This is a genomic window from Streptomyces sp. NPDC001493, from assembly GCF_053597235.1.
In genome coordinates this window covers 235,684-255,870 of record NZ_JBSFHV010000010.1, presented here as the reverse complement: position 1 = coordinate 255,870, position 20,187 = coordinate 235,684, and the positions used below count along the sequence as shown (strand labels likewise).

Below are 20,187 nucleotides of genomic sequence, written 5' to 3'. Positions count from 1 at the left end.
CCACCGGGCGGAGAACCGAGGGGATCCCCGTGTCCGTTCTGTCGAATGTCCTGGAGTCCGTGTTCCAGGAGGCCGCCACGCTTTCCGCCGCCACCGGCCTCGCCTACGCCGGGGCCGTGGTGACGGTCGCGGCCTCCTCCGTCCTCTTCCGTGACCCGCAGCGCCGGCGCGACGCCCGGACGACGCTGGCGATCCTGATGAGGCGTCACGGGAAGCGGTGATACCGCCCCCGGCCTGGTCCGGGCGTGGCCGCAGGGCCTACTCTCGGCCACTGTTGGGGTTTCCCGCGTGCGGGGATGTGGTTCACCGGCGCGGCTCACCCGGAACGACGACCGGTGGTGGTGACGCCGGACGTGTCGTTCGCACCGTCGAGTGGGGCCGGATCTGATCCCGTCCCCACTCGACGCTCGGCGCGCACTCGACGTTCGGCTGCCGCCGAGGCCCCTCAGCGGGCGAGGACCAGTCCGCAGCTGTAGGCGCGGGCGTGGCCGAGGCCGTTCGAGAGGACTCCCACGAGGGTTTCCGGGTCGGTGACGGTGAGGGAGCCGCGGATCTCGGCGCGGCCGATCCGGACCGGCTTGTTCCGGTGGGCGCTCGACACGGTCGGCAGCATGCGGATCCCCAGGGTGCCGGGGTCGGCGGTGGCACCGATGCGGGCGAGGCCGTCCTCGGCGTTCGCCGGCTCCCCGTCGGCCTGGAGACGACGCGCGAACCAGCCCTTCACGTGCTCCGGCGTGGTGTGCACGGTACGCGCTCCCCGGGCCTTCTCCGAGGCGGGTCTGCCCGAGGGCCTGCTGCGGGTCGGGTTGACGACCGTGCGGAAACCGAAGACCTCGCCCGCCTTGAAGGTCCGGTCGACGGTGATGAGATGCGGGGCGGCGATGAAGGCTTCGCGAGGCAAACGGGTCCAGTCGCCCGGGATCCTGGACTGCACGACCAGGACGAGTGCCGCCGCCTTGAAGTCGACCGACCATGTTGACAGGACGCCCATCTGCGCGCGGGCCTGGAGATCACCGTCCTCGACCCAGCCGCGGAAACCGCTCATGACGGTGCGGTGCATCTCCTGGGCGTCGGCCAGGGATTTGGCTACCAGAGGGTGACGGGCGTTCAGCGAGAGGACGGAGTGGGTGGCGACGAAGCGGGCCGTCGAGGCCCGGGTGCTGTTCACGGGATGATGTCCCATCCGGTTGCGGTCGGCGCGATGGTGACGCGCGTACGGGTCTCCCAGCGCGTGATGTGAGCCCGGTGCGCCGGATCGAAGGTGACCGGCTGGTCGTTCACCTGCAAGGCACCGCGAGCGCCCGACGGCGCCTGGATCCACGCCCAGGGGCGCCGGCCCGAGTCCTCGGGGCCGTCCGGACCGGGGAGCAGGAGCTTGGCGGCGAACGCGGAGGCGATCGTGCCGGGCACGATTTCCGCGGCCAGGGTGCCGGAGGGCGGGCAGGACTTCCGGCCGAGCCACAGCAGTCGCTTCGGGTGCTCCAAGGCGTACGAGACCTCCTCCAGCAGCGCCCGGTCCCGGTGTTCGAGTCCGACGACGAACGCCGCGTCCGACAGGTACCAGCGCTCGGTGATCATCGCCATGCGCGACAGCTCGGCCGAGACGAGAGTCCCGGAGACGGGGTCGGCCGTGATCTTCTTCGGTGCGCCGTACCAGCCGGCCAGCTCGTGGTGTCCAAAGCCCGGCCCTTCGGCCGCTTCCATACTGGAGGCGACGGCCGCGGCACGCCTGTGGTCGGTGATGACGTCCCGGGGGCGCAGGGGGAACCGGCCGGCGCCGACCGTGTGGTAGTCGCGCACGGGGGTGCCCGGGTGGTCGGCGCGGACGCCGAAGACGACCTCGGCGAGGTCGTCCACGGGGTCCGTACGCTCCCGGCCGAGGGCCGCCGCGCACAGGCCCACGACCGCCGACTTGGTCGGGCGGGCGTGTGTGTCGCGGTGGGCGAACCGGGACGCCACCCCCCAGGACTGCAAGGGGGCGGCGAGCCGCACGAGCAGCACGTGCGTGGTCACGCCGTCAGCTCCTCGGAGGAGTCCACGACCACGGCTCCGATGTCCTCCAGGGTGCCGAGGAGCTCGTCGATCCCCGGGTCGTAGGTGAGGACGTGCGCGGCCTTGATGTCGGGGCGGCGCCGGCTGACGAACGCGTGGTGCTTCAGCAGCCGCTTGACCGCGGCCGGACCGGCGGGGCCCTCGCCGTCCTTGTCCAGAGGGTTCTCGTCGATGGGGGTCTGGAAGGCGGCCGCGTAGTTGTACGGGCGCTCGCCCTCGAAGGCGAGGACCAGGGCAGGGAGCGAACCGGTGGAGGCGGTCGAGTTCTTCTTCGCTTCGGGGAAGGCGTCGACGAAGGCGGTGACGAATTCCGCCTCGGCCGCGACGGACGCCTCCTCGGCCTCCTGGGCGGTCATCCCGGCCGCCTGGAGGTTCCTGCGCAGCTTCACGCGGTCCAGGACCGCGTGCCGGTAGAAGGTACCGGTGATCAGGGACTGGTATCCGGTCATACCGGCGCCCACGTCGTCCGCCGCGTCGAGGAAGTCCAGCGCGTTGGCCTTGCGGTCGAGCTTCGCGTCGTCGGCGGCGGCGTAGAAGTCGTCGACCTGCTCTGCCTCGTGCACCGTGAAGGCGTGGCTGCTCTGGACGGCGCCGTCGACGTTCGGGGAGTCCGCGATCTCGGCGAGGAAGCGTCCGTAGAGGGCGATGTCGATGGCGTCGCGCGGGGCGAGCGCGGTGAGGACCGCAGCCCGGGTCGCGCCCGGAACCGCGGGGAGTTTGGTCTCGGCGGCCTCGTCCGTGACCGGCTCCTCCGGTGCGACGCCTCTGCGGGAGCCCTTCTTCGCCTTGGCCGCGGCTGCTGCCGTCGACTGCGCTGCCACGTACTCCTCGGTCCAGGGCCGGAGGGTCTCGGCCTGCTCGGCGATGTGGGCGGCGATGCGTACGCCGGCGTCCGCGGGGGCGAACAGCAGTACCTTCGTCAGGTTCGCGACGGTCTTCTTGGCGGGGTCCCCGAACTTCAGGCCGGTGGCCTCGATGACGGCTCGTGCGGTGCGGATGGCTTCGTCCGCCTCCCAGCCGTGCCGTGAGGTGAGTGCGCGGGAGGTGGTCAGCGCCCATTCACGGGTCCGGATCCCGGTGCTGCGGCCGGCCAGGGCGCCGATGCCCGCGTTGGCGCGGTTCCGGGTGTGGACGCGCTCGGCCCTGCGCCGCGCCTGACTGGTGATCATGTGCCGTTCGGTGCCCCCGTAGACGATCGACTTGGGCGCTCCGTTCTCGTCGCGCACGGGGAGGACGGCCACCAGGGTCTCCAGGAGGTGCAGGGAGAGGAACTGGTTGCCGGTGGTCGGGACGTTGCTGGTCACGTGGTGGAGTCCTTCGGGAGAATGGCGGCGGCGGTCGACGGCGCGGGCCGGGTGGAGGCCGACCGGGCGGGAGGCAGGTGGAAGGCCGCACCCCATTCGTACGGAACGCGGGCCTTGCGGTCGTGCCAGTGGTTCAGGTCGTCGACGAGCCGGGCCCACGACGGCGGCTGCTGTTCGCAGGCCCGCAGCCGTGCGACGGCGTGCTGCAGATGCCGCCACGGAATGCGGCGGCTGGACACGATGCGGTCGACCAGTCGAGCCGCGCCCGGATCGTCTGGTCCGCGCCCGGTTCCGCCGCCGATGCGACGGGCGGCCTCGCCGAGACTGCCGTACCCGAAGGCGGGTTTCGACCGCCCCTGGTGATAGACCGCGAAGAGGAAGGCGACCTGGCCGTAGACCTCGTGCTGAGCCTCGGTCGGGCTGTACCACAGGGCCCGGAAGTGGGTTTTCCGGTGGACGCGGGGCCGCCGGAGTTCGGCGAGGCTCGCGTAGTCGTTGTTGTGGACGAGGCCGGCGAGCCAGGCGGTGAGCGCGGCGCTGTTCTCGCTGACGCCGGGGTCCGTGGCGGTGGTCGTCATGAGGTCTCCCCTCGGAGTTCGGCCGGGGACTTCGGCGAGGCCAGCTCGTCGTCGAACCGTCTCAGGGCGGCTGCACGGGTCTTCGCCCCCTGTGAGTTCATCGGCAGCGGGTCGAGGCATTCGGTGAGGAATCCGCGGGCGGCGGTGGCGATCGTGACCGTGTACTCCCGAAGGGAGTCCTGGACGTCCTCTCCCAGGGTGGTTTCCTCCATCAGCAGATCGAACGCCTCCCGCGTCGCCGCCCAGTGCCGGCCACGGGCGTCGAAGCGTGCGATCTGGGCCGCCTTGTCGGTCGGTTTGGGGTTCGGGTACGCCGCCGTCCAAGCCGTGTACGCCGCCCGGGACAGGGCGGCGGCCACGAACTCCGCGATGTCGGAGCCGCGGTAGGAGGCCAGGTACAGCCTGGCCTCCAGGCCGGGAGCGAACGGAAAGGTCCCGTCGACCCATGCGACGGCCGTGGTCTGCTTGGACACGAGCCCGACCGTCCACAGTTCGATGCGTCGAGCGGGCTGCTGCCCGGGCTCCGGAGCGACGTCCTCGGCGGGGAAGAGAGCGAGCCTCCGGTACAGAGTGTCTCCGTCGTTCCTGCCCGCCTCGGAACGCGCCTCGGCCACGGCTGCGTAGAGGCCGTGCGCCTGCCGCCAGACGGCCCGGGTCGCCGATGCCCACAGCGGCTTGGTGGTGCCGTCGGCCTTCTTGGCGTACACCGCGTCCTGGAGGTGCTCGTCCGACAGCGCGAGCAGCTCGCCCGCGCCGAGCAGCACCCGGTCCACGTGATTCCCCGTACGGGTCGGACGGAGCAGGACCGACCGGCCCAGATAGCTGTGCAGGTCGGCCGGGCCGGTGACCGGGCGGCCGTTCGGTTTGGCCTTGAACCCCCGACGCTCCTGGCCGGCGGTCCAGGTGCGGTTCAGGTTCCCCGGCGGACCGGGGACCGGCGCCAGGTTGAGGCGGAGTGTCTCGCCGAGAGTGGCCCCCAGCGCGAGGACCCTGATCCTGGTGCCGAGGCGGGTGGCGGCGAGGTTGGTGACGGCGGCGCCGAGCGTCTCCTTGCCGGAGATCCTGGCGCGTCCGGCCGGAGCGTACACGTGCTGGGTGAGCATGGCCCGGAAAGCCTGGGCGACGGGGAGCGGGTCGGGATGCTCCAGGTGGTGATGGTCGAAGAACTGGTTGTAGTCCCCGACCCGCTCGATCACCAACTGTGCAGGTCCGGAACCGTGTTCATCGAGAAACGGCGCGAGCAGGGAGTTCTGCCCGAGGGGCTCCACGGGATGGAAGAGGTCCCAGACCTCGCCCTCGGGGCGGTGGGCGAGCCAGTCGGCGGCGGGTCTGAGCGCGTCCTTCCGGTCAACCCAGGCAGGCCACTGCGCGGCCGACTCCGGATACGTACCGGAGGCGTAGCAGATGGCCAGCAGGAATTCGACGACCGCGACCCGCTCTCCCGGCGTGCCGCCCTCCACGCTCCGCACGCCGTCGGCGTCGTGGAGCAACTCCACCAGGCTCAGCTCGACCAGCCGGTCGTCGAGGGTCAGCACCCGGACGCAGGGTGACTCCCGGGGATCCCACCGGGGGCGCGGGCCCCCGATGGGCAAGGTGCGTAATCCAGTCACGCTCTGCCCTTCTTTGTTCCTCTGCTCATAAGGGTTGCCTGCTTGAACGGGACAGGACGCTAGCAGTCCGAAATCCCGGAAAAGATGGATTCGTCGAATCCCCAAAAATGCTGTATATGGGTGCAGTTGCCGGGTGCTTGCCGCCACGGACGCGTCGCCGCCGCACGCCGTGGTACCGGCCGCGGAACGAGCGGTGCCCGGTCGGAGCCGACCGGCCCGGTCGGGGCCGGGGGCGGAATCAGGCACTTCCCGCGGCTTCGCCCGATTGAGGCGTGAGCCCTCAAATCACCCTCCCTGCACGTGCATTGACGCTCCACATCGACGGTGATTCACTTCGTGGCTGAGAGAGCGCTCTCAGAGTTCAGGGGCCGGCAGGAGGCCCCACTCATTCACGCCATTTCACCCCATGCAGGGAGAGCCGTGACCATCATTCCCTCTCGTCGTAGTGTGCTGCGCGGGGCAGCCGCTGCCTCGGTGCCGCTGATCGGCGGAGTCTGTTCAGGACCGGCGTTCGCGTCGGGCGCCGCATCCGGCAAGCACGGGACCGGCCATGACTCCGGCAAGCACGGAACCGGCCACGCCTCCTCCGCGCTCGGCCCGAACGTCCTGGTCTTCGACCCGTCCATGGGCGACGCCTCGATCCAGGCCCAGGTCGACGCCGTGTTCGCCGTCCAGGAGTCGAACCAGTTCGGCGACGAGCGCTTCGCCCTGGCCTTCAAGCCGGGCACCTACAACGTCGACATCAACGTCGGCTTCTACACGCACGTGCTGGGCCTCGGCGCGAGCCCCTCCGACGTGGTGATCAACGGTCATGTCACCGTCGACGCCCAGTGGTTCGACGGAAACGGCACCCAGAACTTCTGGCGGGCCGCCGAGAACCTCACCATCGTGCCGCCGGACGGACTTGAGCGCTGGGCGGTCTCCCAGGCAGCCCCGATGCGCCGCGTTCACATCAAGGGGAACATGACCCTGATGCCGAGCCCGCCCGGCAACCAGTGGTCCAGCGGCGGCTTCCTGGCCGACAGCAAGGTGGACGGACAGGTCGACTCCGGCTCCCAGCAGCAGTGGCTGTCGCGCAACGACACCTTCGGCAGCTGGACCGGATCCAACTGGAACATGGTGTTCGTCGGCACCGGGGGCGCCCCCGCCCAGTCCTTCCCGGCCCCGCCCATGACCACCGTCGACCGCACCCCCGTGGTGCGCGAGAAGCCGTTCCTCACCGTGGACCGCCACGGCGCCTACCAGGTCTTCGTGCCCGCGCTGCGTACCAACAGCACCGGCACGACCTGGGAGCACGGCCAGGCCCGGGGGCGGAACATACCGCTGGCGCAGTTCCACGTGGCCCGGCCGGGCGACTCGGCCGCCGAGATCAACCAGGCCCTCGCCCACGGCAAGCACCTCCTGTTCACCCCGGGCATCTACGACATCTCCGCCCCGCTGCGCGTCAACCGCGCCGGAACCGTGGTCCTCGGCCTCGGCCTGGCCACCCTGCGCTCCACCCGTGGCAACACCCTGATCGAGGTCGCGGACGTCGCCGGCGTCACCCTCGCCGGGCTGCTGTTCGAGGCGGCCTCCAAGCACACCCCGGTGCTGCTGCGCGTCGGCCACGGCCGGAGCCGGCAGCGGCACAGCGCCGACCCGACGGTGCTGTTCGACACCGTCGCCCGGATCGGCGGCGCGGTGGCCGGCGGTGCGGGGATCAGTGTCCAGATCGACAGCAACGACGTGATCTGCGACCACCTCTGGCTCTGGCGCGCCGACCACGGCCTCGACGGGACCGTCGGCTGGACGGTCAACCCCGCCGACACCGGCATCGTGGTGAACGGTGACCACGTCACCACGTACGGGCTCTTCGTCGAGCACTACCAGAAGTACGAGGTGCTGTGGCAGGGCGAACACGGCCGCACCTACTTCTTCCAGAACGAGCACCCGTACGACGTGCCCACCCAGTCGGCCTGGCGGCACGGCTCCACCCTCGGCTACGCCGCCTACAAGGTCGGCGACGGCGTGCGCGAGCACCACGCCTGGGGCCTGGGCAGTTACTGCTTCTTCAACCTCGGCGCGAACATCTACACCGACGCCGCCTACGAGGTCCCGAACACCCCCGGCGTCGTCTTCACCGACCTGATGACGGTCTGCCTCAACGATGCGGCCGGCGGCGGCATCCTGCACTGCATCGACAAGGCCGGCGACCCGGTCCAGAACGGCTTCGGTACGTACTTCATGAAGTCGTACTCCAACGGGGTCGCGAGCGTCTGACGCCAGGTGCGCGGCGATGGCGGGCTCCGGCGGGAGCCGCGTCGGCCGTGAGCGGGTGAGGCAGGGCGGGTGGCGCGGCGGTCGAACGGACCGCCGCGCCACCCGCGTGTGTCGGGGCGGTCCGTCGGTGCTCACGTGGGTCCGGGGCGGTCCGTAGGTGCCCGCGTGCGGCCGGGGCGGTTCATCGGCCGTGTGCGCGCCTAGACGGGCAACGGCTCTGCGGTGCGCGCGTCGTCGGGGGCCGTTCACTTCCGTGTATCGGTAACAAGATGTACACACCAAGGCGTTGATCCTCGTACGGGATGATCATAGGCTCGGTCGCCGTCGGTTCTTTGACATGTTCGCGACCGTCTGAGGTGTGTGCCGCGCACTGTGGCGCGCCCCGGGAGGGGGGACGGGGCCGACAGCGATCGGCACCACCTGCATCATGGCTCACCACCCCACCGGAGGAGCATGTGAGAGCACGTCGAGCGTCAGTCCTGGCAGCCTCGGTCCTCGTCACCACCCTCGCCCTGACCGGCGCCTTCGCCGGTCCCGTCACCCTCGCCGCCGCGGCCGCGCCGGCCTCGGCCGCCGGCGCCCCCACCACCGCGAACGCAGGCGTCACCCACGAGGAGAACGACCGCGTCCCCGAAGGTGCCGTCTGGACACAGCGGTACTTCCCCTCGTCGGACCACTCCGGCACCGAACTCCACGCGGACGTCCTGCTGCCCGAGGGGCTGCCGAAGGGCGCGCACGTCCCCGTCATCCTGTCCGTCGGCCCCTACTTCGGGCACTCCGGGCAGACCGACCCCGAGGGCTGGAGCCACACCGGCCCCTCGTCCCGCTTCCAGGACTTCATCGAAGGCACGGACCTGTTCGCCCACGGCTACGCCTTCGTCATGGTGGATCTGCGCGGCTTCGGCGGCTCCACCGGCTGCCTCGACTGGGCGGGCCCCGGCGAACAGGCCGACGTCCGCGCCGCCATCGACTGGGCGGCCGGCCAGCCGTGGTCCACCGGCTCCGTGGGCATGTACGGCAAGTCCTACGACGCGGCCACCGGCCTCATCGGCAACGACCTCGACCAGCGCGCGCTGAAGGCGGTCGTCGCGCAGGAACCGGTCTGGGACATGTACCAGTACATCTACTCCAACGGGGTGCCCCGGCCCAACGTCACCGGTACCGCCAACGCCTACAACTCCATAGCCACCCTTGACGCGTTGGCGGACGACGACGCCCACTACCGGGCCAACGCGGCCTACGAGCAGGCCCACCCGGAGTGCCTCACCCAGAACTCCGCGGGCTATCTGACGACCGATCAGCACGGCAGCTACTGGACCGCCCGCGACCTCGCGAAGAAGGCCAAGGGCACCGACACCCCGCTCTTCGTCACTCAGGGCTTCATCGAGAACAACACCAAGCCCGAGGAGATCGAGGAGTACCTCGACAACCACAAGGGCCCCGAGAGGGGCTGGCTCGGCCAGTGGGAGCACGTCCGCGGCGGCGACCGCACCGCCGACGGCCGCCTCTCCATGGGGCGCGAAGGGTGGTACGACGAGACCCTCTCCTTCTACGACCAGTACCTCAAGGGCAAGCGGCCCACGGTCTCGTACCCGGCCTACTCCGTGGAGGACTCCACGGGCGCCTGGCGCGCCCAGCGCACCTGGCCCGGTGCGTCCAGGACGGTGAACATCGCTCTCGGCAGCGGCGCGTACGTGGACGACGGCGGCGCGTCGGCGCGCGGGGCGGCGGCCCTGGACGGCGGCCCGGCGCTGCGGTCCGCCGCGCAACCGTCCGGCCGGTGGGACCTGGAGAACGCCCCCTCCCTGGACCCGGCGGCACCGAAGACACTGGCCGCCGAAGCGGCCGGACTCCAGGCCGCGGGCGAGGTGACCTCCAGCTTCTTCGTCCGTTCCGAACCGGTCGCGAAGCCCGTACGCCTCACCTCCACCCCGAAGCTCTCGCTGACCGCGAAGGGTGAGGGCAACGTCATGGTGAAGCTCTACGACGTCGCCCCGGACGGGAAGGCGGTCATGTTCGACGAGCAGGTGTCCCTGGTGGACACGGGCCGGCTGACCGTCGACCTCAAGGCCACCGACTGGACGCTGGCGGCCGGACACGTCCTGGCCGTGGAGATCGGCTCCATCCAGACCGGCTCGTGGCGGGACACCCCCTCCGGCGAGACGATCGAGGTGACGGGCGCCCGCCTCGCCCTGGCCCTGGACGACCCGGCGGACGACATCGCGACGGCCGGCGCCCGCTCGCCGTTCCTCGACACCTACCTGCGCCAGTACACGGTGCAACTCCCCTCGGCGGAGGGCTCGTTCCGGCTGAAGTCGGGGCGCTGAGCCACGTCCCACCGGGCCGGGTCTCCACTCGGCCGGGACGGCGGGCGGGGGCCCGGTCCGAGGCCCCCGCCCGCCGCACCGCGCTGCCGTACCGGCTCATGTCACAGGTAGGCCGGGGACACCGCCGCGGTCAGTACGGGGTGCGGGCGGCCCGAGCCGTCGGCCGGCACCTCGTACAGATCGGCGCCGAAGTCGCCCGGCAGCGCGTAGGTCACGGTGGTGTCGTCCTTCCACACCGCCTGGTCGTCCACGCTGCGGGTCTCGGCGAGCGGGTGGTCGGCGAGCGTGCTCAGGTCGAGGACGTGCAGGCGCCAGGGGGCGTCGGCGGGCAGCCCCGCGTCCCGGCTCTTGTAGGCGATGCGGGTGCCGTCGGGGGAGAGCGAGGGGCACTCCACATTGGTCCGGAGGGTCGTGAGCGTACGTTCCTGGAGGTCGCCCCGGACCAGGTACGTGACCCCCTTCGTCGCGAGGGTCGCGTAGAAGTGCCGGTCGTCCGCGGCGAAGGTGACGCCCCAGAAGTTGACGTCCGCGGCACGGTAGGCCCGGCCGTCCTTGCGGACCGCGAACTCCTCAAGGCTCGGGACCAGTTCGCCGGTCCGGGTGTCGAGGATCGCGGCGCGGGTGGAGAAGTTCGTCCCCGCGTAGCTGTCGCCGCCCACGAAGGCCGTCCAGGTGGCCAGCCGGCCGCTGGGGGAGACGCGGGCGCGGGACGGGATGCCGGGGACCGGGTAGTGCGCCTTCTCCTTCAGACTCCGGTCGAGGATCGTGGCCCGGTAGGTGTCCTGCAGCGCTCCGTGCACCGCCTGGAGGCAGACTCCGGTGCCCGAAGCGGCGAAGAAGCGGAGGCACTTGACGCCCGAGGCGGTACGGGCACCGGTGGGCGCCGCGACCGGGACGGTCGTCAGCTCGTCACGGTGCGGCCCCCACGCCATGTTCCGGAAGACGATCCGGTGCCGGTCCGCGAGCGTGACCCGGCCTGCCGCGACGGCCGGCCCGCCGGGCTTCGCCACGTCGAGCCGGTCCGACCGCGCCGCGGCGTGCAGCACGGAGGCGGCGGCGACGACCGCCAGCACGGTGACCGCGCAGAGGAGGACGAGCAGTCTGGTGCGCAGGCGCGTCATGCGGGAACCTTCACGGTCGGGCCGATACGGAGGGAGAACGCGGCGCACACGGCGAGCGCGACGGCCGCCGCGAGCAGCGCGGTGCGGTCGCCCCACGCGGTCCAGGCCGCGCCGAAGGCCAGCGAGCAGGCGAACCGGGCGAAGGCCTGTCCGGTCTGGATCAGGGCGAGTCCGGAGGAGCGCAGCTCCTCGGGCACGCTCTGCGAGGCCGCCGCCATCAGGACCCCGTCCGTGGCCGCGTAGAAGGCGCCGTGGAGGACGAGGACCACGTACGGGAGCGCCGCCCCGTGCCACGACGAGAGCAGCAGACCGTACGCCCCGAGCAGCGCGACGTGCCCGGCGAGGAACACCTGCCACGCACCGACCCGGTCCGCGAGCCGCCCCAGCGGCAGGGCGAGCAGCAGGAACGCGGCGGCTGTCCCGACCGGCATCAGGGCGAACCAGCGGTCCGGTACCCCGAGGCGGTGCTGGAGCAGCAGGTAGACGAACGAGTCGCTCACGGTCGCGAGCCCCAGCAGCAGCGCGCAGACGGCGATCCGCCGGATTCTGCGGTGACGCAGCAGCGCGACGGCCGCGCGCAGGGTGGGGCGGGGGCGCTCGGCCGTCTTCACGGCGCGCGGGGTGCCGGTCCCGGAAGGCGCGGAAGTCGGGGAGGGGGCAGACGTCTTGGAGGGGGCAAGGGTCCCGGAGGTGGCAAGGGGCTTGGAGGGTACGAACAGCACCAGCACCAGGACGCCCGCCACCGCGACGCAGAAGCTCACGGTGAACACCGCGTCGTAGCCGTCGACCGTGGCGCGCAGGATCAGGAACGCGGCGAACGGCCCGAGCAGGGCGCCCGCGGTGTCCATCGCGCGGTGCACCCCGAAGGCACGGCCGCGGGCCTCCGGTGGCGAGGACAGGGAGATCATCGCGTCCCGGGGCGCGGTGCGCAGACCCTTGCCGGTGCGGTCGGCCGCCAGCACGAGACCGATGGGCGTGAGGGTGTGGACCATCAGAAGGAGCGGCTTGCAGAGCGCCGAGACGCCGTAACCGAAGACCGCGACGAGCTTGTGGCGCCCGCCTCCCCGGTCGGCGAAGTGGCCGCCGACCAGCCGCACCAGGGCGGAAAACCCGTTGTAGACGCCGTCGAGGAGCCCGAAGCCGAGGGGGCTGAGGCCGAGTCCCGCCACCAGGTAGAGCGGCAGCACCGCGGTCACCATCTCGGAGGACATGTCGGTGATCAGACTGACCGTGCCCAGCGCCAGCACGGTGGGGGCGACCGCCACGCGCCGCCAGGCCGGCTCCTCGACCGGCCCGGCGGCGCGTTCGGCGGACCCCGCACGGGTGGCGCGGCTGTCCGCTACATACATGTCAGGACGTCCAGATCCCGGTGATGTCCTTGGCGGTCGCGGCGTTCCCCGCGTGCCCGAGGCCGTGCATGTCCTCCAGCGTGCGCAGGAGGTCGTAGTGGTTGTAGGTGGTGGCGGAGGTGGCGCCCGCGGTCACCTGCTGCCCGTAGAAGACCGTCGGGATGCGGTTGCCGCTGAGCCGGTTGTCCTCGTCGAAGGTGACGACGAGCAGGCTGTTGTGGGTCTTGGCCCAGGTCGCGTACGCGCCGAGGTTGTTCTTCAGCCAGGTGTCACCGCTGGACACCGAGCAGTCGTGCATGTCGCTGCACAGGTTCGGGACGACGAAGGAGACCTGCGGCAGCTTCGTGTAGTCGGTGGGGAACTGCGAGAACGTGTAGGCGGACGAGGTGGGGACGTTGCTGAACCCGAACCACGGGTTGTGCTTGCGGGCGTAGTTGCCGCTGCTGCACGTGGTCGAACCCTGGCTCGGCAGCGTCTCGTTGTAGCTCGCCCAGGTCTTGCCGGCCGCGATCAGCTCGGACGCGAGGTTGGCGTTGCCGGAGAAACCGGCGGTGTAGCAGCTGTCGTCCGTGATGCCCTGGGTGGAACCGGAGAACAGGGCGAAGTAGTTGGGCTGGCTGGGGTGCGTCTCGGCGTACGAGGCGGTGAGGTTGGCGCCGCCGGTCTTCAGCGAGTTGATGTACGGGGCGCTCGACGAGCCGATGACCTGGCTGTAACCGTGATTCTCGAAGACGACGACGATCACGTGGTCGGGGGTGGGCACACTGGCCGCGGCCTGCGCGGACGAGGAGCCGCCGATGCCGGTCCACAGACCGACGGCGGCCACGGCGGTGAGGGCAAAGGCACAGGTGAGGGCGGTGCGACTGCGGCGGAACACGGATCTGCCGAGCACGGGGGCCTCCGGTGGGGGAGTCGGGAGTGGTCAGGGCGGCGGTGCAGGCCAGAGCATGCTCACGCCAAGAATCATCTGGGGCGTTCCGCGCCGGTGGAGTCATGAAGAGCGGGTGAACTGTGCGTTCCGGTGCGCCCGGTCCCTGGGCGCGGGCGTCGCCCGTCCCGGCCGCGGTGCGGGGCCCTCTCGACAGGAAGGTGGTGGCGGCCCATCATGATTGACATGACCTCGACACGATTGCAGGGTCTGGTGCTCCCCCTGGCCGCCGCCCTCGCCCTGATCGCCGCCGGATCGGCGCAGGCCGAGCCGACCGTTCCGGACCACGCCGTCATCGTCTGCGACAGCGCCAGCTTCTACGCCAATTACGACAGCTCCTCCGGACCGGCCGGACTGAAGCGGGTCCTCGCGCGGGGCGACAAGGTCGGACACACGCGCGGCGCCCACCCCGTCTACAACGGATGGGCGGCCACCTTCGACTTTGGCCCCAATGACTGGGGTTTCGTCAGGCAGGAGTGCCTGGGGGGTTACGGATCATGGTGATGCCCGCGACCCGCACCCCCGGAGGGCGCCCCGTGCCCCGTAGAGGCAGGCGCGCAGCCCTCGTCCTGGCCGTCGCCGCCGTGGCCGGGGCTCTGGCCGCAGGCCCCGCCGCAGCTGCCAACGGCACCGCCGGGCAGCGCGAAACCGTCTGCGCCGAGGATCTCTTCGTCCGGGTCACGGCCCCCAACGGGGCCTGGATGGGCACCCTGTACCGGGGGCAGACCTTCCTGGTGGAGGAAGCCGGCGGAACATGGGTCTACGGCTTCGCCTACGGCGACATCAACCGCCGGGGCTGGGTCCAGAACGGCTGGTTCTGCTGACCGCGGCTTCCCTGCCGTTGACCTCGCGGCCCTGCCGCTGACCGCGCCGTACGCGCCGCCGTTCGCGCCGCCGTTCGCGCCGCCGTCCGCGCGGTCCCGGCGGCCGGACCCGGTGCCGTCCCGCGTCGGCCGACGCCATTCCGCCACGCGGCGCGCCCGGTGAGCCGTCCCCGGGGTGCCGGCCGGGCCGCCGGAGGGGGGTCGCGTCGGGCAGTGTGTCATTCACGTTTCACGTGTCTCCGTTCCGTGGAACGCGTGTCACTCGCATGATCGAATGACGAACATGCTGATCCGACCGGCTGTGCCGCTGCGGCGATGACGGCTCCGTCGGCCCCCGGCGTGGAAGGACGGAACCGCCCCGAGGTCGGCGTCCCCGAACTCCCGCGTACCGAGCAGCCCTTCTTCCGTCCGCGCCCCTCCGTCCGGACGGAGGGGCGCGACCACGCATCCCTCTCTGGAGCAGAAACGACTATGAACCGACCGAACTTCCAGAACGGCCCGTCCCGTCGCGCCGTGCTCACCGCTGGAGCCGCCGCGGCCGGTCTCGCGGCTTTCGGCGCCGCCCCCGCCCACGCCCAGTCCGCCCACGCCCGGTCCGCCCACCGGTCGGCCGGAGCCGGCCGCCGCGCTCTCGGGTCGGGCGCCTCGCTCTACTCCCTGGTCGAGGGGTACAGCAGGTGGCAGCACCGCACCGGGAGCAGCGACGAGGCCGCCGCCCTCCGGTGGCTGGAGGGGCAGTTGCGGGACCTGGGCGCGACCACCGGCCGCTGGTACTACGACTACCCGCACTACGCGTGGAAGGCGCAAGTCCGGGCCGGAGGCGTCAACGTCCCCACCGTTCCGCTGTATTACGAAGGCGTCGGCCGGCGGAAGGGCCGCGCCGACTTCGTACGGCCCGTGACCACCAGCAAGGACGGCAACGACCCCGCCGTGCTCGCGGCGGTGGCCGACGCCGCCGCGGCCGGAGCCTCGGTCGCGGTCCTGCCCACGACCAGCACCACGGCCAACTACCCGGCGTACGACGGCCTGGTGGCCTACAACAGCGACCCCGGCGCCCCGAAGACGGGCGTCCCGACGCTCCTCGTCCCCGGACGGTTCGCCGACCGCATCCAGCGGTACGGAGCCGACGTCGACTTCCGGGCCCGGACCGTCGCGGGGCGCACGTACTGCCTGACCGGCTGGTTCGGCACCCGGAAGCCGGTCGCCGACCCGATCGTCGTCACCACCCCCCTCAGCGGATGGTTCACCTGCGCGGCCGAGCGCGGTACCGGCCTCGCGCTGGCCCTGGCCCTCGCCGTCGAGCTCTCGCGCGAGCACCCGGTCTTCTTCCTCGGCAACACCGGCCACGAGCTGAGCAACTACGGCGTGCGCGCCTACCTGGCAGGCGAGTTCGACCTCCGGCCCCGTGCGGTCTTCCACCTGGGCTCCGCCCTCGCCGCTGCCGCTCCCGGTCCCGACGGACGCCTCGCGCTCACGCCCCGGGGCGCGGCCAGCAACCCCGGCTTCGACACGGTTCCCGGCCTCGCCGCCGACCTCGCCGCCGCACGGTTCGGCCGGCTCGCCGGGTTCCCCGGTGAGGGCGCGGTCTGGAACCAACTCCTGGGACCTGAGGTCCCGTTGCTCTCCCTCGCCGGGAACTTCCGCCAGTTCCACACCCCGGACGACCTGCCCCGGGTGACCACCTCGCCCGAGGTGCTGGAGCAGGCGTACACGGCGATCCGGGCCGCGGCGGGTGACCTGATCGCCGTCGGCTGACCCGGTGCGGAGGCGTCGCCCGCATCAACTCGTCGACAACGCAACGTTCCTGACCATCGACCATCGGTGACCGCCGTGCCATGCTGAGGACTTGATCACCTCGGTACGTGCAGTTCTGAGCACCGACAACGATGTCAGGAGAGCGAGATGACGGTCCGCACCGGAAGCACCGGCAGCAGTGGCGTCGGCAGACGCGGGTTTCTCACCCGGGGCGCGGGCGCCGTGGCGGGCGGCGCGCTGCTGGGCGTGCTGCCCGCCACGGGGGCGGAGGCGGCAGAGCGCTCCGGCGAGGAAGGGGCGGCGCGCACCGGCGCCGGAGCGCACGCGCCCGCCCCCGGGACCGTACTGCTGAGTGACGACTTCGCGCCCATCGCGGGCTGGCAGCGCCAGGGCGTGGTGATGAACCAGTCTCTGCCCTGGGAGAGTTCGCTGCTGCAGGACCCGTGTCTGGTGTACGGCCAGGGCGGCGGCCCGCTCTTCAAGCTCTGGTACGGCTCCCTGCACGCGGTGGGCTACGCCACCAGCGACGACGGCCTCCACTGGACCAAGGCCGCCGATCCCGTGCTGACCCCGACCCTGCCCTCCGAGACCGTCGCGCTCAACCAGCCGAGCGTCGTCCTCCAGGGCGGGGTCTGGCACATGACCTACTTCGGCGTCGCCGACGACGGCAACGGCCAGATCCACTACGCCAGTGCGAGCGCCCCGGGAGGGCCCTGGACGAAGCACGGCGTCGTGCTCACCTCGACCATGCCGTGGGAGGACCGCTACATCTACAACTCCTCGCTGATGTACGACGCTTCGGACCGCATATGGAAGATGTGGTACACGGCGGGGAAGATCGCCTCGGCGGGCGGCGAACCCCAGTACATCTGCTACGCGACCGCGGCGCACCCCGCCGGTCCCTGGACGAAGCACCCGGCCAACCCGATCATGCGCCCGATGGGCGACGGCGGCTGGGCCTCCCTCGGCGTCGGCGGTCCCAACGTGCGCAGACTGGCGGACGGACGGTACGAGACCCGGGTCGTCGGCTGGCAGGCCGACTACCCGTCCCGCGGCGGCAGGCTCACCTCCCGCGACGGCATCACCTGGCAGCTGGACCGCAGCGCCATGGAGATCGACCTCGGGGTCGCGGGCGGCCCCGAAGACGGCATGATCTACCGCCAGTTCGTGGTGGACCACCGATCCACCCCGTACATGTACTACAACGCCAAGAACAACCGCCCCGGATGGAACGAGACCATCAACCTGGCCGTGTGGAAGAAGCGGCTGGAGATCGTCGACCCGGCCAAATGGTCCATGACCCAGGCATGGTCCGTACCGAACGGCGCGTCGTTCGAGGTACGCGACGGGGGAGCGGTGTCCCTGGGCAACGCCCCGTCCGGACAGCCCCAGACGCTCCAGGGCAACCAGCTCATCGACGCCCCGGACTACGCGGTGTCGGCATCGGTCACCCCGCTCAGCGAAGCCCTCGGCGACCGTGACAACGTTCTCCTCGCCCGCGCGACCGGCCGTGACACCTACTACTACGCCGGGATCGCGTCCTGGGGGAACAAGTACGCCATCGGCGTGATGGAGGGCGGGGTGAACACCGAACTCGTCGGTACCGGCGACGCCTCCGACATCGCGGTGGGCCGGACGTACCGACTGCGGTTCGCGCTCACCGGCTCGCGGCTGGACCTGTACGACGACGACCGCCTCGTGCTCTCCGTCGTCGACCCCACGCTCGTCCCCGCCACCAGTTACGTCGGCCTGCAGACCAGCACCCACACCGGGAAGGCGAAGTTCGCCGCCGTCACGGTGACCGCGACCGGGACGGGCGGACGGCACTGAACGAGTGCCGGACGAGCCCCGAGCGGGCCACCGCGCGCGCGGCCGGCCGGACGATCCCGGCCGCGCGCGGGGGAGCCGCCGGACCGGCCGTGCCCGGAGCGTCCAGGACACCGGGAGCGCCGACCGCTTGACCGTCCGAAGCCGGGGTAGCGAGATGCCATGACCACCGACAACGCATCCACCCCCGCCACCGGTCACGTGCCGCCCGAGGTCGACGTCCCGGCACTGACCGGGCTGCTCGACGGCGAGTACGCCGAGATCCGCGATCTCGTCCGGACCAACCTGGTGACCCATGCCTCCGTCCTCGACGAGGCCGAGGAGCTCGGCATCGACGCGTTCCGCGAGCGGGTGCGTGAACGCGTCGTCGAGATGGCCGCGACCGGCCAGACCGGTATGGGCTTCCCCGGCGAGTACGGCGGGGGCGGCGACCTCGGCGCCTCGATCGCCGCGTTCGAGACGCTCGCCTTCGGCGACCTGTCGGTGCTGGTGAAGGTCGGTGTCCAGTTCGGGCTCTTCGGCGGCGCGATTCTGCAGCTGGGCACCGCACGCCATCACGACGCCTATCTGCCCGGCCTCATCACCGGACGGCTGATGGGCTGCTTCGCGATGACCGAGAGCGGCCACGGCTCCAACGTCCAGGCACTCGGCACCCTCGCGAGATACGACCCCGCAGCGCGGGAGTTCGTCATCACCACCCCGGGCGACGGGGCACGCAAGGACTACATCGGCAACGCGGCCCGCCACGCGGAACTGGCCGTCGTTTTCGCCCAGTTGGAAGTGGGCGGGAAGTCCGAGGGCGTGCACGCGTTCGTCGTGCCGATCCGGCGCGGCGGCGAGGTCGCGCCCGGCGTCCGGATCGAGGACGACGGCCGCAAGATGGGCCTCAACGGCGTGGACAACGGCCGCATTTGGTTCGACGGCGTGCGGGTACCGCGCGAGGCGCTGCTCAACCGGTTCGCCGACGTCACCGCCGACGGTGTCTACGAGAGCGCGATCGAGAGCCCCGGCCGGCGCTTCTTCACCATGCTCGGCACCCTGGTGCAGGGCCGGGTCAGCGTCGGCGGCGCCGGCATCAGCGCCGCCAAGGTCGCCCTCGCGATCGCCGTCAAGTACGCCGTGCGGCGACGGCAGTTCGAGGCGTCCACGGACGCCCCCTCGGGCGCGTCCCCCGAGGCGGGCCCGGGGGAGGAGCAGCTCCTCCTCGACTACGGTCTGCACCAGCGCCGCCTGCTGCCGCTCCTCGCGCGCACGTACGCGCTGCACTTCGCGCAGGACGTCGTACGGACACAGCTGCACGAGGTGTTCTCCGGCACCGAGGGCGACCCCCACGCGCGGCGCCTGCTCGAATCCCGCGCCGCCGGGACCAAGGCCCTCGGCACCTGGCACGCCACCCGGGTCATCCAGGAGTGCCGCGAGGCGTGCGGCGGCGCCGGGTACCTCGCCGTCAACCGGTTCGCCGCCCTCAAGAGCGACAGCGACGTCTTCACCACGTTCGAGGGCGACAACCACGTCCTGCTGCAGCTCGTGGCCAAGGGCCTGCTCACCCATTACGCGAGCGAGTTCGAGGACCTGGACCAGCTCGGCCTGGTCCGTCACGTGACCGGCCTCGCCGTCGAGACGGTGCTGGAGAAGACGTCCGCCCACAAGCTGCTCGAACGCGTACGCGACCTGCTGCCCGGTGGCGACGAGTGGGACCAGGAGGCGGGCCTCCTCGACCCGGAGTATCAGCTCGCCATGGTCCGCTACCGCGAGGAGCACATGCTCGCCGGAGTTGCGCGCAGGCTCAAGCGCGGCATCGACCAGAAGCACAACCCCGGCGCCGTCTTCTCGCGGGTCCAGGACCATGTGATCGCACTCGCCCGCGCCCATGTCGAACGGCTGGTCCTGGAGGCGTTCGTCGACCGGGTGCGCACGCTGCCCGAGAGCGGCAACAAGGCAGCCCTGGGGCTCCTGTGCGATCTGCACGCCCTGTCCACCATCGAGGCGGACCGCGCCTGGTTCATGGAGCACGGCCGGCTGACCGTCCAGCGCTCCAAGGCGATCAGCCGCGAGGTGAACGAGCTCTGCCGCAGGGTCCGCCCTCTCGCGGTGGACCTCGTCGACGCCTGGGGGATCCCGCCCGAGTTGCTGCGCGCACCGGATCTGGTGGGCTGAACCGGAGGCGGGTCACGGCGGACGCCCGCGCCGGACGCCCACGGCGGACGGCGGCGGAGGCCCGGTTCGGCATCGCGATCCCGGACCGGGCCCCCG

General features: G+C 71.5%; 16 protein-coding genes. 8 read left to right on the top strand and 8 right to left on the bottom strand.

The genetic code is table 11. The features are described 5' to 3' along the window. Nucleotides 1–29 precede the first annotated feature (29 nt). A complete protein-coding gene (locus ACWCWD_RS17050; protein ID WP_450773607.1) occupies nucleotides 30–221 on the top strand; it encodes a hypothetical protein in 192 nt (63 codons plus the stop codon). A gap of 224 nt (nucleotides 222–445) precedes the next feature. Here the strand turns inward: ACWCWD_RS17050 and ACWCWD_RS17045 are convergent, their stop codons facing one another. Genes ACWCWD_RS17045 through ACWCWD_RS17025 form a run of 5 tightly spaced genes read right to left on the bottom strand, consistent with a single transcriptional unit; the run spans nucleotide 446 to nucleotide 5,469 of the window. Beyond that, nucleotides 446–1,168: a type I-E CRISPR-associated protein Cas6/Cse3/CasE gene (locus tag ACWCWD_RS17045; RefSeq protein WP_450773606.1), complete on the bottom strand. Its 723-nt coding sequence runs from the start codon at nucleotides 1,166–1,168 to the stop codon at nucleotides 446–448. Further along, the gene (gene cas5e / locus ACWCWD_RS17040; RefSeq protein WP_450773605.1) at nucleotides 1,165–2,013 is read right to left on the bottom strand and encodes a type I-E CRISPR-associated protein Cas5/CasD; all 849 of its coding nucleotides are present in this window, start codon (nucleotides 2,011–2,013) and stop codon (nucleotides 1,165–1,167) included. Before cas5e ends, ACWCWD_RS17045 begins: the two co-directional genes overlap by 4 nt. Then, entirely contained in the window at nucleotides 2,010–3,356 is a 1,347-nt protein-coding gene (locus ACWCWD_RS17035; protein ID WP_450773604.1) for a type I-E CRISPR-associated protein Cas7/Cse4/CasC, read from the bottom strand. Before ACWCWD_RS17035 ends, cas5e begins: the two co-directional genes overlap by 4 nt. Next, the gene (gene casB, locus ACWCWD_RS17030) at nucleotides 3,353–3,934 is read right to left on the bottom strand and encodes a type I-E CRISPR-associated protein Cse2/CasB (protein WP_450773603.1); all 582 of its coding nucleotides are present in this window, start codon (nucleotides 3,932–3,934) and stop codon (nucleotides 3,353–3,355) included. The genes ACWCWD_RS17035 and casB overlap by 4 nt, the downstream gene beginning before the upstream one ends. Then, on the bottom strand, nucleotides 3,931–5,469 hold the full coding sequence (locus ACWCWD_RS17025; protein ID WP_450773602.1) for a type I-E CRISPR-associated protein Cse1/CasA: 1,539 nt from the start codon (nucleotides 5,467–5,469) through the stop codon (nucleotides 3,931–3,933). Before ACWCWD_RS17025 ends, casB begins: the two co-directional genes overlap by 4 nt. A 495-nt stretch (nucleotides 5,470–5,964) precedes the next feature. Here ACWCWD_RS17025 and ACWCWD_RS17020 point away from each other — a divergent pair, with 495 nt between their 5' ends. After that, nucleotides 5,965–7,803, top strand: a complete 1,839-nt coding sequence (locus ACWCWD_RS17020) for an adenylyl cyclase (RefSeq protein WP_450773601.1) — start codon at nucleotides 5,965–5,967, stop codon at nucleotides 7,801–7,803. 455 nt (nucleotides 7,804–8,258) lie between these two features. After that, a complete protein-coding gene (locus tag ACWCWD_RS17015; RefSeq protein WP_450773600.1) occupies nucleotides 8,259–10,130 on the top strand; it encodes a CocE/NonD family hydrolase in 1,872 nt (623 codons plus the stop codon). 101 nt (nucleotides 10,131–10,231) lie between these two features. Here the strand turns inward: ACWCWD_RS17015 and ACWCWD_RS17010 are convergent, their stop codons facing one another. From ACWCWD_RS17010 to ACWCWD_RS17000, 3 genes are read right to left on the bottom strand one after another with little or no spacing between them, the layout of a single operon-like run. Beyond that, entirely contained in the window at nucleotides 10,232–11,251 is a 1,020-nt protein-coding gene (locus ACWCWD_RS17010; protein WP_450773599.1) for a TolB family protein, read from the bottom strand. Next, nucleotides 11,248–12,600 (bottom strand): MFS transporter, encoded by a 1,353-nt coding sequence (locus ACWCWD_RS17005; protein ID WP_450773598.1) that lies wholly within the window; start codon nucleotides 12,598–12,600, stop codon nucleotides 11,248–11,250. Before ACWCWD_RS17005 ends, ACWCWD_RS17010 begins: the two co-directional genes overlap by 4 nt. Nucleotide 12,601: 1 nt before the next feature. Then, entirely contained in the window at nucleotides 12,602–13,492 is an 891-nt protein-coding gene (locus tag ACWCWD_RS17000; RefSeq protein ID WP_450773597.1) for an alkaline phosphatase family protein, read from the bottom strand. A gap of 222 nt (nucleotides 13,493–13,714) precedes the next feature. Between ACWCWD_RS17000 and ACWCWD_RS16995 the strand changes: the two genes are divergently transcribed. The 5 genes from ACWCWD_RS16995 to ACWCWD_RS16975 all read left to right on the top strand — a co-directional run bounded on the left by ACWCWD_RS16995 (nucleotide 13,715) and on the right by ACWCWD_RS16975 (nucleotide 20,091). Further along, nucleotides 13,715–14,032 (top strand): hypothetical protein, encoded by a 318-nt coding sequence (locus tag ACWCWD_RS16995; RefSeq protein WP_450773596.1) that lies wholly within the window; start codon nucleotides 13,715–13,717, stop codon nucleotides 14,030–14,032. Further along, a complete protein-coding gene (locus ACWCWD_RS16990) occupies nucleotides 14,032–14,352 on the top strand; it encodes a hypothetical protein (RefSeq protein ID WP_450773595.1) in 321 nt (106 codons plus the stop codon). The genes ACWCWD_RS16995 and ACWCWD_RS16990 overlap by 1 nt, the downstream gene beginning before the upstream one ends. 471 nt (nucleotides 14,353–14,823) lie before the next feature. Then, the gene (locus tag ACWCWD_RS16985) at nucleotides 14,824–16,107 is read left to right on the top strand and encodes a hypothetical protein (protein ID WP_450773594.1); all 1,284 of its coding nucleotides are present in this window, start codon (nucleotides 14,824–14,826) and stop codon (nucleotides 16,105–16,107) included. Between the two features lie 147 nt (nucleotides 16,108–16,254). Next, the gene (locus ACWCWD_RS16980) at nucleotides 16,255–17,937 is read left to right on the top strand and encodes a hypothetical protein (RefSeq protein WP_450773593.1); all 1,683 of its coding nucleotides are present in this window, start codon (nucleotides 16,255–16,257) and stop codon (nucleotides 17,935–17,937) included. Nucleotides 17,938–18,096: 159 nt separating this feature from the next. Beyond that, nucleotides 18,097–20,091 carry an acyl-CoA dehydrogenase family protein gene (locus tag ACWCWD_RS16975; RefSeq protein WP_450773592.1) on the top strand — a complete coding sequence of 665 codons (1,995 nt, stop codon included), beginning with the start codon at nucleotides 18,097–18,099 and terminating at the stop codon, nucleotides 20,089–20,091. The last annotated feature ends 96 nt before the right edge of the window (nucleotides 20,092–20,187 follow it).